Below are 14,556 nucleotides of genomic sequence, written 5' to 3'. Positions count from 1 at the left end.
CTTAAATTCCTAATTTTAATGATATAATGTACGAACCCGTCCCTGGGTTGGTAAAGTATTCTAAACCTCTTCCTTTTGAGCTACCCGTTAAATTTACCTCAGGGTCAACATACTGTAGCGGAGACCATATAAATAGGTTTCTTCCTGATAAGGATAATGACGCTCTGCTCAATTTTGCCTTTGAAATTAAATTTTGAGGTAAATCATAAGCTAGGGTAACTTCCCTTAGCTTAGTCCAACTACCGTCAACAATAAACGGCTCCGATACCGTACCAAAACCACCACCTACACCTGTATACCATTCCGAATCCAGAAGTACATTCCCTGCTCCAAAATCAGTCACATTCCCTCTTACTAAAGTTCCAGCAGCTACTATTCTACCATCTACTGTTCTCATGTCCGTTTCTGTAAAAAACTCATTTGCCGTTTCAGGATGCACACCAAAATACTTTAAGATACTTTCAGTTCCAGCCCAAATGTCGTTTCCTTGGAATGTTTCAAATTGGAATGACAAGCTCAACCCTTTCCAGCTGATATTTGAGCCCAAACCACCTTTCCATTTAGGGTTTGGGTCACCTATAACACCTTCTTCCTCGGCTACTTCTGGAAAGCCATTAGCATTTAAAACAATATTTCCTCTATCATCTCTTGCCCATTTACCTCCCCACAATGCTGCAAAAGGTTCGCCTTCCACTACACGAGACGATGTGCCAGTAAAACCGTTAAGCGTAACAGATTTTACACCGCTGAGCGATTCCACCATGTTTTTATTGGTAGAGAAGTTAGCATCAATTCGCCACTCAATGTCTTTAAACTTAGCAATTCTAAAACCCATGTCTACTTCTAAACCTTTATTGGTAATTACCGCGGCATTATCCCACACACTGGTAAATCCTGTGGATGGAGCTAAATCAACTGCTAAAAGTGCTTTGTCTGTTTTTCTATCATAATACGTAACTCCAAGCGAAACTTTGTCATTGAAAAAACGAACATCAGTTCCTACCTCGTATTCTCTTACTCTTTCTGGTGTTAAGCCAGGGTTTCCTGAATTAGAACTACGCCCAAATGGGTTCCCGTAAACTGCAGCCGACAAGGCATCACCCCAAGAGCTTCCTCTGTCAAAAGCTGCATAAGAAGTTTGATTGGCATAAGAAATAGGTTCAATTCCCACTTCACCGTAAGAAGCTCGCACTTTACCAAAAGTTACCAAATTGCTATTAAATTGTTCAGTAAATACCCAACCAAGCGAAGCACTAGGATAAAATACTGGTTTTGTTAAAGTGGATGGCAATTCGTATCGACCTGTTAATTCAAAATAAAATTGATTCTTAAATTCAGAATTCAGTACTGCATAAACACCTGACTTCCTTTGACGAAGCCTGGTTAAACTTGGTGTTTCGTTGGCAGCTTCTGCATTACCGAAAGTTCTTAAATCACCCACAAAAGGATTAGTAAAGATGGTGGAGTTACCTCCTAAACTTGTATAAAAACCGTCTTCAAATTGTACTCCAGTAATCCAAGAGAAGTTCAAATCTGAATTAATTAGGTGTGTTCCATTCAGGAAAGCATTAACAGACGTATTTCTTTCGGTGGTTTCGCTTCTACCATAAGAACCTTCAAAAAGGTCTCCCGAAGAGTTTACAGGAAACCATGAATCTCTCGTTTGGTTGTAATAGTCAAAACCATATCTGGCTGTGAAACTTATTCCTTTCATAATGTTCCAGTTAAATTCCGGATTAAAAAGGAAACGATGCAATTCACTTGGGTTCTCTTGTTGATTAACTACCCAACCTGGATTTGGATAAAATGGAGCTCCTTCTCCCAAATAAGTTAAGTTTCTATCATTCCCAATGTACGAACGATGAGCATTTTGCGTAGCCACATTATCGTTGTCATAATAAGTTCCTATATAGTCACGGTTGTCAAAATCGGCTGGTGTTCTTAAGTAACCTAGATAAAAACCATTCAAATTAGACCCTTGCTGAATTCTGTTAGATGTAGAGTGCGTCACACTACTATTCACTCTTATCTTAATTTTATCGGTCAGTTTAGTTTCGTTATTTAACCTAGCCGTAGTTCTAGTGTAATCAGAGTTTGCTTTTAATATTCCTTTTTGGTCCCAATTAGAAAAGCTCATAAAAGTAGACCCCGAGTTTGTATTAAAATTTAAGCTAACAGACTTATTCCATGTAAAACCTGTTTGAAAAACTTGGTCTCTATTTGAGTCCAAATAGGTATTTGTTGAATTCTTGGTAAGAATAGGAAAATATACATTACCGTCTGCCGCTTCAAAACGCTTATTCCCTACCCTAACATCATCATCTCCTCCAATACGGTCTGCTATTCTATCTCCCCAAGAAAGTCTTGATGTAGGGTTCCATATATACGTGTAAGCATCCCTTGCTCTACCTGTTTCATGTAACAGAGGATTACCTTGTCCGAACTTATCTTGACGTTCAAACTCTCTATTAATGACATCAAAACTTGTCATATTGGTAAAGTCTACTGTCACTTTCTTTCCTCTAGGGTTCCCTCTTTTAGTTTGAATTACTATTACTCCATTCGCAGCTCCAGTACCCCAAACAGCCGCAGCTGCTGCACCTTTTAATACGGTTACATTGGCAATATCGTCTGGGTTTATATCATTTAATCTAGATTGACCCACTACCCCATCTACACCACCGCCAGAACTACTGTTTGAAATAGGAACACCATCAAGAATAATTAAAGGAGACGAACTCCCTGAAATAGTATTTTGTCCCCTTATTTGAATGTAAGCTCCTGCTCCCGGGTCTCCTGAATTTCTTACAATGGTCAGTCCTGATGTTTTTCCAGAAAGACCCTGTATTACTCCTGACTCGCCAGAACGCTTAATAGCTGCGGCATCTATTAAAGTTGATGAACTAAGGTCATCATCTTTTTTTCTTTCTAAACCCAATGCTGTTAAAACTACTACTTCATTTAATTGATTAGCCTGCTCCATCAGCAATACGTCAATGACGCTTTGATTTCCTACCAAAAGCTCCTTTCTTTCCATGCCGATAAAAGAGAAAACTAGGCTCTGACCTTTACTAGCCATAATCTTGTACTTTCCTTCCGCATCGGTTTGTGTTCCAGTTTGGGTACCCTGAAGCTGCACCGTTACACCGGGTAAGCCAAAGTCATCTCCTTCGCCTTTAACCGTTCCCGTAATCTGTGTTTGACCATACAAATGGTAAAACGGTAGAATCAAAAAGCTGAGTAAAAGTTTGTAATTCATAGTTTCTTATTAAGTAATCGTCCTTAAAAGTACGTAGCTGCAGTAAAAAAAGCTGTATTCTAACTACCATTTTTTGAAATTTGATTTTTTAGACAGCCGCCATACAATCCTTTTTAACCTTTCGTACAATAATTGGGTTGTATAGACTGACATTCTGTCAGCCATTTGTATCTTTGCATTTGAATTTGGAAAAGCAAGGATACATGGAAGATTTAAAAGGAAAAGCAAAGGTGCTCTCGGACGAAGAAAAAGCTGGTTTAGAACAAGCTAGATTTTCTGTGGATGAGGAAACTGTAGGGACTAAAAAGCTCTTTATTGAAAGTTATGGCTGTGCCATGAACTTTGCAGATAGCGAAGTAGTAACCTCTATACTAAGAGATGAAGGCTATACCACTACCTCAAAAGAATATGAAGCCTCTTTAATTTTGTTAAATACCTGCTCCATTAGAGATAATGCCGAGCAAAAAGTCAGAAAAAGACTTGCCCTTATAAATGCTAGGAATAGAGGACGTAAAGGAGTAAAAGTGGGTGTTTTAGGCTGTATGGCCGAAAGATTAAAAACGCAATTACTAGAAGAAGAAAAAATAGTAGACATGGTGGTAGGCCCAGATGCTTACCGCGATTTACCAAATCTTATTAATGAAGTAGAGGGTGGTCAAAAAGCTGTCAACGTTTTCTTATCAAGAGAAGAAACCTACGCAGATATAACTCCGGTAAGACTTGGTTCTAACGGCGTTACAGCCTTTGTGTCAATTATGCGAGGCTGTGATAATATGTGTAGCTTTTGTGTAGTACCTTATACTAGAGGACGCGAAAGAAGCCGAAGTGCCAGCACTATTGTAGCGGAAGCTCAAGACCTTTTTGATAAGGGATACCGTGAAGTAACCTTGTTAGGCCAGAATGTTGATTCTTACAAATGGAAAAACGAATCTGGCGAAGTTGAAACTAACTTTGCTCAGCTTTTGGCTTTAGTAGCGGATATTGACCCATTACTTAGAGTACGATTCTCTACCTCTCACCCAAAGGATATTACAGACGAGGTTTTATATACTATTAAAAAGTATGATAACGTATGTAATTATATCCATTTGCCTGCTCAAAGCGGTAGTAACAGGATTTTAGATTTAATGAACAGAACCTATACCAGAGAATGGTATATGGAGCGTATTGATAAAATTCGAGAAATTTTGGGTAACGAATGTGGTATTTCTCATGACATGATTGCTGGTTTCTGCACTGAAACAGAAGAAGACCATCAAGACACCTTAAGCCTAATGGACTATGTAAAATATGACTACGGTTATATGTACTACTATTCTGAAAGACCTGGTACGCCTGCTGCCAAAAAATTTGAAGATGATGTAACGCTAGAAATTAAGAAAAGAAGGCTGGATGACATTATTCAAAAACAGCGTGGCCATGCATTGGAAAGAAACAATCTTTCTTTAGGTACTACCCAGAAAATTTTGATTGAAGGTACTAGTAAACGTTCAGACGACTTTTTGCAAGGTCGCACGGATGACAACAAAATGGTTATTATTCCTAAAGATAATTTCAAAAAGGGTGATTATGTACACGTAAAAATTACCGAATGTACATCCGCCACTTTAAAGGGCATAGCCTTAACTGAAGAACTCGTTTAATATGACAAATAGCAATACCCCAGAAATACAAGCTGTTAAAAACAGATTTGGCATTATAGGTAATGCTTCATCACTTAACTACGCTCTTAATATTGCTGTTCAGGTAGCTCCTACTGATTTAACAGTTTTAATTAGTGGTGAAAGTGGAAGTGGTAAAGAATCTTTTTCTAAAATAATTCATGGCTTAAGCTCAAGAAAACACGGACCATTCATTGCTATCAACTGCGGAGCTATTCCAGAAGGAACCATTGACTCTGAACTTTTTGGACATACCAAAGGAGCTTTCACAGGAGCATTAGATGACAGAAAAGGTTACTTTGAAACTACAGATTCGGGAACAATATTTCTGGATGAGATAGGTGAAATGCCGATAGGTACACAATCAAGGCTTTTGCGAGTACTTGAGAATGGAGAATTTATTCAAGTAGGCTCTTCAAAGGTTAAGAAAACCAATGTTCGTGTAGTGGCTGCCACCAATGTCAACCTTATGGAGGCTGTGGAACGAGGAAAATTCAGAGAAGACCTTTATTATAGACTAAATACTGTGCCTATTTCTGTACCTCCATTGAGAGATAGAGGTTTTGACATGGAGCTACTATTTATAAAGTTTACTTCTGACTTTGCTGAAAAAAACCATATTGAGCCAGTAGAATTAACTGAAGCTGCTAGGAAAGTACTGACTTCATTTCGTTTCCCTGGAAATATTCGTCAATTAAAAAATATTGCAGAGCAAATAACACTTCTAGAACCTTCGCGTATTATCAATGCAGAATCTTTAGAAAAGTACATTCCTAAAAACCAAACAAGCCGTTTACCTGCTTTAATAAGACAGTTTGGCGGTCAAGAGAGTAGTGACATTTCAGAAAGAGAAATACTTTATAAAGTACTCTTTGACATGCGTAAAGATGTAACCGAACTCAAAAAACTGGTTTTGGGTATGCTTAAAGGTGGACATGTAAGTGATGAGTTTGTGCATGAAAATGCTGGACTGTTTCAAGAGCTCCAAAGTGAAGGCACTGGTTTGGCTACGGTTTCGAGCGAAATAGAAGAAGAAAGTCCTTACCCTATTTATACTAAAGAAGACGATAAAACCGTAGTGACTATTGACAACCTTCAAGGCAAGCGTAACAATATTGAAGACATTACACACGAAATGGAAGAAGAGTCGCTTTCACTAGAGAAAAATGAGAATGAAATGATTCTAAAGGCTTTGCGTAAAAACAACTTCAAAAGAAAATATGCTGCCATGGACTTAGGCATATCTGAAAGAACATTATATCGTAAAATAAAACAGTATGATATTGAAGATGAAAAATAGTACTCATAAAGCATCAAATTTGTCAATGTCCAAAATTTGTATTCTGCTATTCTTCTCTTTTTGTTTTGAAAGTTGTGGTATCTACTCTTTTACAGGAACATCCTTATCTCCTGATTTAGAAACTATTACTATTCAAAACTTCGGTGTGGCCACTGCCGGTGGACCTCAAAACTTGGCAATTGATTTTAATGAAGCATTGAAAGAATATTACCAGCGAAATACTAACCTTAAGTTAGTTCCGAATGATGGCGACTTGTTTTTAGCAGGTTCTATCATTACTTATGAAATGACACCTGTAGCTACCAGTGCTACTGACCAAGCGGCTTCTAACAGGCTTACAGTCGCGGTAGAAGTTACTTTTCAAAATACCCAAAACGAAGACGATAGCTTTGATAAAGAGTTTTCTTTTTACCAAGATTTTCCGCAGGAGCAATCTCTAAGTGATGTGGAAGGGCGTTTAGTTCCAACCATTATAGACCAGTTAGTTCTTAATATTTTTAACGATACGGCTGCACAATGGTAAAGAGCAATGATACGGAACTACTTCTCAAACTATGCAATGAACCAGAGAAAGCTACACCACTTGATTTTGAAAAATTGGCGGAGCTATTGGATAGATTTCCAGACTTTGACCTCTTGAGAAAGGCTTTTATTCTGGTTGGAGAACAATTTGGTGCAAGTGGAGAAAACTTTGAAAAGGAGCGGGCTATATGGAACGGCAAAAGAATATTTTATGAACCAGAAAGCGTCAAAGTAAAAACTATTAGGCAAGAAGAAATAGATAATTACAGCCTTGAAGAAAAAATCAAGCTCTTTCTCAAGCATTATAAAGCGGTAAACGCCCCTTCTTAAATCATTTCAGAATAAGTTATGGCTCAGGTGTAATGCTTTTGTAAGAAAAAAGTATTTATTTTGCAGCCAGTTTTAGAAAAACGAGAATTATAATTTTAGAATAGATGATAAATACAATCTTAATTTTGATGGTCATTGCAGCATTATTGCTGATAGTGGTAATTTTAGTTCAAAACCCAAAAGGTGGTGGATTATCAAGCGAGTTTGGTGGCGGTGCTACCTCACAAATGTTTGGTGTTCAAAAAACCGGTGATATCTTAGAAAAGCTTACTTGGGGTTTCTTCACATTCATAATTGTGGGGTCTCTTTTTACAGGTTTGTATTTACAAAACACTCAAACCTCTGCAGGTAATAGTGCTCTTGATGTAGAAAGTTCTCAAGCTGCTCCTACTGCTCCTACTTTACCAAGCACCACTCCTACTCCAGGTTTAACAGCTCCAATAGAAGCTCCTGCTGAATAGTCAAGCAAAAATATTTTATGAATAGCCCAAGCAGTGCTTGGGCTATTTTTTTTGTCATATAAATTATTTAAATGTGACATTATAGCATAATTAAACGCCGTCATGAGGAAGCCTGTCAGGTCTGAAACTACAAAGAAAGTACGCAACCTGAAAAAATGGCAGGAAAGTATACCTTTGTCACCCTTTGGCAGATAGTTTGTTCATCTGTTGATGTGTTTATAACCGATAAAACAATTTAAAACTTAATAAAAACTATGTCAGTAAACGTGAAACCCTTAGCGGACAGAGTATTAGTAGAAGCTTCGGCTGCTGAAGAGAAAACAGCATTCGGAATCATCATACCTGATACTGCAAAAGAAAAACCTCAAAAAGGAGTTGTAGTGGCTGTAGGCCCAGGAAAAAAAGATGAACCAGTTACTGTGAAAGTTGGTGACAATGTACTTTACGGAAAATATTCTGGCACAGAGCTTAGTGTAGAAGGAAAAGAGTATTTGATCATGCGTGAGTCAGATATTTTCGCAATAGTATAAGGTTTAGACACCGTTATAACCTGACCCAAAGGAAAGGAATGAAAAGTCGACCTAGTTTGTGCTAGGAAACTAAATTATTCAAAACATAAAATTTTAAAGAAATCATGGCAAAACAAATTCACTTCGATACCGAAGCTAGAGATAGAATGAAAAAGGGAATTGACACCCTTGCCAATGCTGTCAAAGTAACATTAGGACCAAAAGGAAGAAATGTTATCATAGATAAAAAATTCGGTTCGCCTGCTATCACTAAAGATGGTGTTACGGTAGCAAAAGAAATTGAGCTTAAAGATGTTATTGAAAACATGGGAGCTCAGTTGGTTAAAGAAGTTGCTTCTAAAACTGCTGACCAAGCTGGTGACGGTACTACTACTGCCACTGTATTAGCTCAAGCTATTTACACTATTGGTGCTAAAAACGTAGCTGCAGGTGCTAACCCAATGGATCTTAAAAGAGGTATTGACAAAGCTGTTCATGCTATTGTTGGAAGTTTGGCAAAACAGTCAAACGCTATCTCTACTTCAAAAGAGGTTACACAAGTAGCTTCTATTTCTGCAAACAACGACGCTGAAATCGGTCAAATGATTTCTGATGCGATGGAAAAAGTAGGAAAAGAAGGTGTAATTACTGTAGAAGAAGCTCGTGGAACAGAAACTGAAGTAAAAACTGTGGAAGGAATGCAGTTTGACAGAGGTTACCTTTCTCCATACTTTGTTACTAATGCAGAGAAAATGGAAGCTGAAATGGAGAACCCATTCATCCTTATTTCTGAGAAGAAAGTATCTTCTATGAAAGAACTTCTTCCTGTATTAGAGGCAGTTGCTCAAACTTCTCGTCCTTTAATGATTATCGCAGAAGATGTTGACGGTGAAGCTCTTGCTACACTTGTAGTTAACAAAATCCGTGGTTCATTGAAAATCTGTGCTGTTAAAGCTCCAGGTTTTGGTGACAGAAGAAAAGCAATGTTAGAAGACATCGCTGTTTTAACTGGCGGAACTGTAATCTCTGAAGAAAGAGGATTCAAATTAGAAAATGCTGACATCACATTATTGGGTCAAGCAGAAAAAATCATTGTAGACAAAGACAACACAACTGTTGTTAACGGAAGCGGTGATAAAGATGCTATTGCTGGAAGAGTTAATCAAATCAAAGCTCAGATTGAAACGACTACATCTGACTACGACAGAGAAAAACTTCAAGAGCGTTTAGCTAAATTATCTGGTGGTGTTGCCATTATTTATATAGGTGCAGCTACTGAGGTAGAAATGAAAGAAAAGAAAGATAGAGTAGACGATGCACTTCACGCTACCCGTGCGGCAGTAGAAGAAGGTATTGTAGCTGGTGGTGGGGTTGCCCTTATCAGAGCTCAAGCTGCTCTTGAAGGTCTTGAAGGTTCTACTCCTGATGAGGAAACAGGTATTGCTATCATAAGACAAGCTATTGAAGCTCCATTAAGAACTATAGTAGCTAACTGCGGCGGAGAAGGTTCTGTAGTAGTAATGGAAGTTAAAAACGGTAAAGGTGCATATGGTTATAATGCTCGTGAAGACAAATACGAAGATCTTATCAAGGCGGGTATTATTGACCCAACTAAAGTAACTCGTTTGGCTCTTGAGAATGCTGCTTCTATCTCAGGTTTATTATTAACTACAGAAGCTGTAGTTTCTGATATTCCAGAAGAGAAAGGTGGTGACCATGCTCACATGCCTCCTGGTGGAGGAATGGGTGGAATGATGTAATTCATTCTCACTTTAAGACTTATAAAATGAGGGGTTGGCCAATATTGGTCAACCTCTTTTTTGTTTTGGAATACTTTAGCACAATATTTGTGTAATAAGTTTCTACATGATAAAGGTCAACTTGCTTAAAATGTATAGAATCATATTATTCTTTCTCCTAATCACTACTATCGGCTGTAATAAAATAGTCGATTTAAATATTGTTCCTTTTGATGGAAATGAAGAGGAAGGCCCTACACTGAGTGATGATTGTAAAATCAAAACACTGGACAGTTCAGACGGTTTAACATTTGTGGTAGAGTATGACGAAGATCGTGCTCTCACCATCAAAGGAAACTTACCGAGTTTTGATAAACTTTTATATAACGGAAACCTTCTCACAGGTGCCGAACTGACTATTGACCCAAGTTCAAAAATCATATTCACTTTTGATGGAAAAGGTAATCTTTCTAGAATAAACTTTAAAGGGCAAGATGCAAGAGGACCGTTTGATTATCCTACCACCATGACATATGATGCTAAAAATAGATTAACGGCTTTATCGCTTAGTTTACCAATTTTTAACCAGCCTGCCGATGTGGTTCTAGAATACAATGAGAATGATAATGTAACTAGAGTACTGAGAAAGACAGATTTTACCGACGAGGTATTGCTAGTAAATCATACTTTTGACGATAAGAAAAGTCCATTTTTAGACCAACGATTAGGACAGATATTATCTTACTTTATGGTATATACGCTAATTCAGGGGGATAACAACTACACGAACTTTGTAAATAAAAACAATGTCACTTCGTCGACCATTACAAATGATAATGGAAAAACGGAGTTATCTACAGACTACACCTATAACTCAAATAATTACCCTACCAAGGCTGACATTGTAAAGGTTTTTCAAGGTAGAATCAGACAAGCTTCCGCCAATTATACGTATCGCTGCGATTAAAATACACTTACTTTTTCTTAAAACGGTAAAATATCAGTTTGTACAGCTTTGAGCTGATTTGGAAGATTTATCATCTCCTACGCCTCTTTTTTTAGTAGTAATATCTGAAACATGAGACATATTTAAGAATACTTATTCTTGGTGTAAAATATTTAAAAGTACTAAGCTTTGTGGTACCTAAATACATAGTTTTTTCACATCAAGAATCATGTCTAAAGAAAAAGATAAACCTTGAAAGAAAAGCGTGCAGCTAAAGCTGAAAAGAGAAAAATACTAAACACGAAGTTTAAGATTTTTTTTGATCAATAACACTCGCCTCCAAACAAACGCAAATCACGAATATTACTAAACTTAAATCAAGGAAGAAAGAGAAGACATTTGCGAAGCAGGTGATACCATTTACACCAAAGTACATCCAGATATCAAAATTCTTGTAAGATGGATATCGTAACAGAATTTACAACTGCAAATTTGCTAATGATTTAGAATGAAAAGAATTGGTTCTTTTCGAAAGAGAAATTGTAGGAAATTAAAAATTAGCTTAAATCCAATGCCATAAGAAGAAGTTAAACGGAAACAATACAAAAGCTGTTTTTACCAAAACAAAGAACCTTAGTTGTTATTTTACCCTTGCTAGCCCCTAATCATACTTTAGTTTCCAATTGAGTGTGTTCATTTTACTGTTAAGTCATCCAAGAAACAGTTTAATTGCAAAGCATATCCCTTATTTTCGTGCTTTAAAATGATTCTTGACTTTTCTTAACGCTACAGAATGACGCCAAACCATTTCTTAAATAATGTTTTTAAAGGTGCTGACCTTAGCTCGGAGGAGCTTGAAACCATAATTCCTAAGTTTAAAAAAATCACTTTCAGCAAAAACGATTTCCTACTACGTGAAGGTCAAACAGCCAATCATTACTGGTTTATAGAGCAGGGCTTTACTCGCTCTTATGTGATAGATACTGAAGGCAACGACATCACCACCAATTTTTTTTCAGTGGGAGATATTGTCATTGATTGGCCCTCTTTTTTTCTACGAAACCCAACTCGTGAGCATATACAGGCTCTTTCAGATTGTGTTTGTTGGCAGTTAGATTTTGACACATTTCAGCAGCTATTTCATAGCATTAAAAGTTTCAGAGAACAAGGCAGAACCACCTTAGTGGGCAGTTACTTTGCTCTAAAAAGTCATAGTATTTCTATGATTGCCGACCAGGCTAAAGACCGATACATGAAACTTCTAAAAGAAAAACCACACATCATACAAAACGTGTCTTTAAAACAAATAGCCACCTACCTGGGCGTTACAGACACTTCATTAAGTCGCATTAGAAAAGAAATAGCGGGCAAATAGGTTTTCTTGCCATATGACAAGATTTATAATTTGTTGAAACATCACCTTTGTTTCATCATTAATTAATAAATCTCTATATGGAACAGTTAAAAGAATTTATGCTGCTTTTCCGCTTAAATCCAAGCCACGCAGCACCTTCACCAGAGCAATTACTCCAAACGCAGAAACAATGGAGTGATTTCATTGCCAATATTGCTATGCAAGGCAAGCTTGTAAGTACACATCAATTAGGTTTTGATGGTAAACAAATAACGGCTGATTACTCTATCAAGGATGAAATTAATATTTGCCAGCATGAAAGCATGAGTGGCAATATGATTTTAAAAGCCCCCACTTTAGAGCGTGCTCTTCAATTGGCAAAAAAATGTCCTATTCTCTTAATGGGCGGTACTATAGAAGTAAGAAATATTATTCCTATGAATATTTAAAACAAAGTTAAAATGAAAACGATTTTTGATACGAATACACGTAAGGAACTGATTCAAAGAATCAATAATTTAACCGCAGAAAACCAAAACCTTTGGGGCAAAATGAACGTCTATCAAATGTTAAAACACGGCTCTTTAGGTGAAGAAATGTTCCTTGGAAAAAAGACTTACAAAAGACTCTTCATAGGCCGATTATTTGGCCCAATGGCCTTAAAAGGCATTTTAAAAGACGACAGTCCTGTTAAGAGAAATCAACCTACACACCCTGCCATGGTAGTAAAAGGTTCGGGCAATTTTAAAGCCGAGCAAGCCAAATGGATTGACCTTTTAGAAAGCTATAATTCCTTCACTACGGAAAGTTTTGTGCACCCTTTCTTTGGTAAAATGAATAAGGAGCAAATTGGTGTTTTTGTTTATAAACACACCGACCACCATTTGAGACAATTTGGGGTTTAACACATAGATTAAGAGACGGATTTAGCTTCACTTTCAGGAAGTATCAAAACCGTCTCTTATCTTATTTTGGCCTTAAAGCTAAGTTTCATAAGTCACCTAGTATATAAACACACAACAAGTCAAACATCCACCTAAGCGTCTATTTTCTTTCCCATAAGCTTATAAGAATTAAACAAGTCGCTAAAAAAAGAGCTTTCGCATACGCAAAAACTTCTACCAGTAAGGCAGGCTTCATTTTTGTAAACCAAAACTACTATCTTCGATACAAAATCTGTCTGTTACAAAACACTAAACACAACTAATGAAAAAGCTTCTTATTTTGCTTTCATTACTACTTTTTTCAATAACTGGAAATGCTCAAATTTCTTTTGAAAAAGGCTACTACATTACTAATGACAATCAAAAAATAACTGGATTAATAAAAGACCTTGATTGGAAAAATAATCCAACCGAAATTGAATTTAAGCTTTCAGAAAATGCAACAAGTCAAATAATAAAAATTGAGAATGCTTCTGAGTTTAGTGTAGAAGGGATATCCAAATATGTAAGAACCAATGTAAACATTGATCAATCAAGCGATGACATAAACCACCTCTCAAACAAAAAAGAACCTGACTTCAAAAATGAGAACCAATTTTTGAAAGTTTTAGTAGAAGGAAAAACTTCCTTATTTTTTTATGAGAAAGGAAACCAAAGACGATACTTTTTTAACCCTAATGAAGGACAAATAGAGCCGCTCATTTACAAGCGATATAGAAATTACCAAGAAAATGCGAAACACATTTTAATAAACAATAAGTACAGACAGCAGCTATATATACATCTTAGATGTTCCAATATTGATCAAAGACAATTTGAAAACCTTAAATACTCCAAAGACGATTTGATAAACCTTTTTGTAAAGTATAACAACTGTCAAAATACTGATATCACTAATTACAATTCGAAAGAAGTGAGAAAGGTTTTTAACCTTAATATTAGACCAGGACTTAATAGTACTTCATATATTCTCCGAAACACTTTCTCTACCAATTATAACGTTGATTATGGCACAAAACTAAGTTTAAGAATAGGAGCTGAAGCTGAATTCATTCTACCATTTAATAAAGACAAATGGGCCATTTTGGTAGAACCGACGTTCCAATCTTTTAGTGCTATTGAAGAATCAGAGGCTATGTCTTACTCTTCCGAGGTGAATTATAAATCAATAGAATTACCTGCAGGTATTAGACACTATTTTTTCCTAAACGAAAAGAACCAAGTGTTCACTAATGTTCTATTCGTTTATGACTTTCCTTTTAAGTCAGATATTACCTTTTCGCCTGGTCCCACTCTAAACATCAATTCAAAAGAGAACTTTGTATTTGGCTTAGGCTTCAAACACAATAATAATCTTAGTATAGAACTACAGTATCGTACCAAGAGAAGTATTACCAAACTATACCCTGATTGGCCATCAGAATATAAAGCACTCTCTATAGTTTTAGGTTATAATATGCTGCGATAATTCTAACATTCAACTCCTTTTAAGAAAGTATGAAAATAGGCCTACGAGCCCAACATTAAATTT

Annotated in this window: 13 protein-coding genes; 12 read left to right on the top strand and 1 reads right to left on the bottom strand. The window is 36.6% G+C overall.

Annotation, left to right across the window (positions count from 1 at the left end; all coding sequences use genetic code 11):
* Position 1: 1 nt before the first annotated feature.
* Positions 2–3,259 carry a SusC/RagA family TonB-linked outer membrane protein gene (locus tag AADJ06_RS15965; RefSeq protein WP_341227481.1) on the bottom strand — a complete coding sequence of 1,086 codons (3,258 nt, stop codon included), beginning with the start codon at positions 3,257–3,259 and terminating at the stop codon, positions 2–4.
* 203 nt (positions 3,260–3,462) lie between these two features.
* Between AADJ06_RS15965 and miaB the strand changes: the two genes are divergently transcribed.
* From miaB to AADJ06_RS15905, 12 genes are all read left to right on the top strand, one after another.
* Positions 3,463–4,902, top strand: coding sequence for a tRNA (N6-isopentenyl adenosine(37)-C2)-methylthiotransferase MiaB (gene miaB, locus AADJ06_RS15960; protein WP_341227480.1), 1,440 nt, complete (start codon positions 3,463–3,465; stop codon positions 4,900–4,902).
* Between the two features lies 1 nt (position 4,903).
* Entirely contained in the window at positions 4,904–6,220 is a 1,317-nt protein-coding gene (locus AADJ06_RS15955; RefSeq protein ID WP_341227479.1) for a sigma-54 dependent transcriptional regulator, read from the top strand.
* A gap of 25 nt (positions 6,221–6,245) precedes the next feature.
* Positions 6,246–6,743 carry an LptE family protein gene (locus AADJ06_RS15950; protein WP_341227478.1) on the top strand — a complete coding sequence of 166 codons (498 nt, stop codon included), beginning with the start codon at positions 6,246–6,248 and terminating at the stop codon, positions 6,741–6,743.
* Positions 6,737–7,072: a hypothetical protein gene (locus AADJ06_RS15945; RefSeq protein WP_341227477.1), complete on the top strand. Its 336-nt coding sequence runs from the start codon at positions 6,737–6,739 to the stop codon at positions 7,070–7,072. The genes AADJ06_RS15950 and AADJ06_RS15945 overlap by 7 nt, the downstream gene beginning before the upstream one ends.
* 104 nt (positions 7,073–7,176) lie before the next feature.
* Positions 7,177–7,533: a preprotein translocase subunit SecG gene (gene secG, locus AADJ06_RS15940; protein WP_341227476.1), complete on the top strand. Its 357-nt coding sequence runs from the start codon at positions 7,177–7,179 to the stop codon at positions 7,531–7,533.
* 254 nt (positions 7,534–7,787) lie between these two features.
* Positions 7,788–8,063 (top strand): co-chaperone GroES, encoded by a 276-nt coding sequence (locus AADJ06_RS15935; protein ID WP_341227475.1) that lies wholly within the window; start codon positions 7,788–7,790, stop codon positions 8,061–8,063.
* A gap of 104 nt (positions 8,064–8,167) precedes the next feature.
* On the top strand, positions 8,168–9,802 hold the full coding sequence (gene groL / locus AADJ06_RS15930) for a chaperonin GroEL (protein WP_341227474.1): 1,635 nt from the start codon (positions 8,168–8,170) through the stop codon (positions 9,800–9,802).
* A gap of 130 nt (positions 9,803–9,932) precedes the next feature.
* Complete coding sequence (locus tag AADJ06_RS15925; RefSeq protein ID WP_341227473.1) at positions 9,933–10,748, top strand: hypothetical protein; 816 nt, start codon at positions 9,933–9,935, stop codon at positions 10,746–10,748.
* Between the two features lie 772 nt (positions 10,749–11,520).
* Positions 11,521–12,102 (top strand): cyclic nucleotide-binding domain-containing protein, encoded by a 582-nt coding sequence (locus AADJ06_RS15920; protein ID WP_341227472.1) that lies wholly within the window; start codon positions 11,521–11,523, stop codon positions 12,100–12,102.
* A gap of 77 nt (positions 12,103–12,179) precedes the next feature.
* Positions 12,180–12,530, top strand: coding sequence for a hypothetical protein (locus AADJ06_RS15915; RefSeq protein ID WP_341227471.1), 351 nt, complete (start codon positions 12,180–12,182; stop codon positions 12,528–12,530).
* Between the two features lie 12 nt (positions 12,531–12,542).
* Positions 12,543–12,986, top strand: coding sequence for a DUF1569 domain-containing protein (locus AADJ06_RS15910; protein ID WP_341227470.1), 444 nt, complete (start codon positions 12,543–12,545; stop codon positions 12,984–12,986).
* Between the two features lie 301 nt (positions 12,987–13,287).
* On the top strand, positions 13,288–14,493 hold the full coding sequence (locus tag AADJ06_RS15905; protein ID WP_341227469.1) for a tRNA modification GTPase: 1,206 nt from the start codon (positions 13,288–13,290) through the stop codon (positions 14,491–14,493).
* Positions 14,494–14,556: the final 63 nt, after the last annotated feature.

It is taken from the genome of uncultured Arcticibacterium sp. (genome assembly GCF_964021845.1).
Taxonomy (GTDB): domain Bacteria; phylum Bacteroidota; class Bacteroidia; order Cytophagales; family Spirosomataceae; genus Arcticibacterium.
Note: the sequence above shows the minus strand (reverse complement) of the source record. Positions and strands in the feature narration are given on the sequence as shown.

Bases quoted from the DNA above. Each gene is read 5' to 3' on its own strand.
- groL (WP_341227474.1), top strand. From the start codon at position 8,168: ATGGCAAAACAAATTCACTTCGATACCGAAGCTAGAGATAGAATGAAA.
- AADJ06_RS15925 (WP_341227473.1), top strand. From the start codon at position 9,933: ATGTATAGAATCATATTATTCTTTCTCCTAATCACTACTATCGGCTGT.
- AADJ06_RS15905 (WP_341227469.1), top strand. From the start codon at position 13,288: ATGAAAAAGCTTCTTATTTTGCTTTCATTACTACTTTTTTCAATAACT.
- AADJ06_RS15915 (WP_341227471.1), top strand. From the start codon at position 12,180: ATGGAACAGTTAAAAGAATTTATGCTGCTTTTCCGCTTAAATCCAAGC.
- AADJ06_RS15910 (WP_341227470.1), top strand. From the start codon at position 12,543: ATGAAAACGATTTTTGATACGAATACACGTAAGGAACTGATTCAAAGA.
- AADJ06_RS15955 (WP_341227479.1), top strand. From the start codon at position 4,904: ATGACAAATAGCAATACCCCAGAAATACAAGCTGTTAAAAACAGATTT.
- AADJ06_RS15950 (WP_341227478.1), top strand. From the start codon at position 6,246: ATGTCCAAAATTTGTATTCTGCTATTCTTCTCTTTTTGTTTTGAAAGT.
- AADJ06_RS15935 (WP_341227475.1), top strand. From the start codon at position 7,788: ATGTCAGTAAACGTGAAACCCTTAGCGGACAGAGTATTAGTAGAAGCT.
- secG (WP_341227476.1), top strand. From the start codon at position 7,177: ATGATAAATACAATCTTAATTTTGATGGTCATTGCAGCATTATTGCTG.
- AADJ06_RS15945 (WP_341227477.1), top strand. From the start codon at position 6,737: ATGGTAAAGAGCAATGATACGGAACTACTTCTCAAACTATGCAATGAA.
- AADJ06_RS15920 (WP_341227472.1), top strand. From the start codon at position 11,521: ATGACGCCAAACCATTTCTTAAATAATGTTTTTAAAGGTGCTGACCTT.
- AADJ06_RS15965 (WP_341227481.1), bottom strand. From the start codon at position 3,259: ATGAATTACAAACTTTTACTCAGCTTTTTGATTCTACCGTTTTACCAT.
- miaB (WP_341227480.1), top strand. From the start codon at position 3,463: ATGGAAGATTTAAAAGGAAAAGCAAAGGTGCTCTCGGACGAAGAAAAA.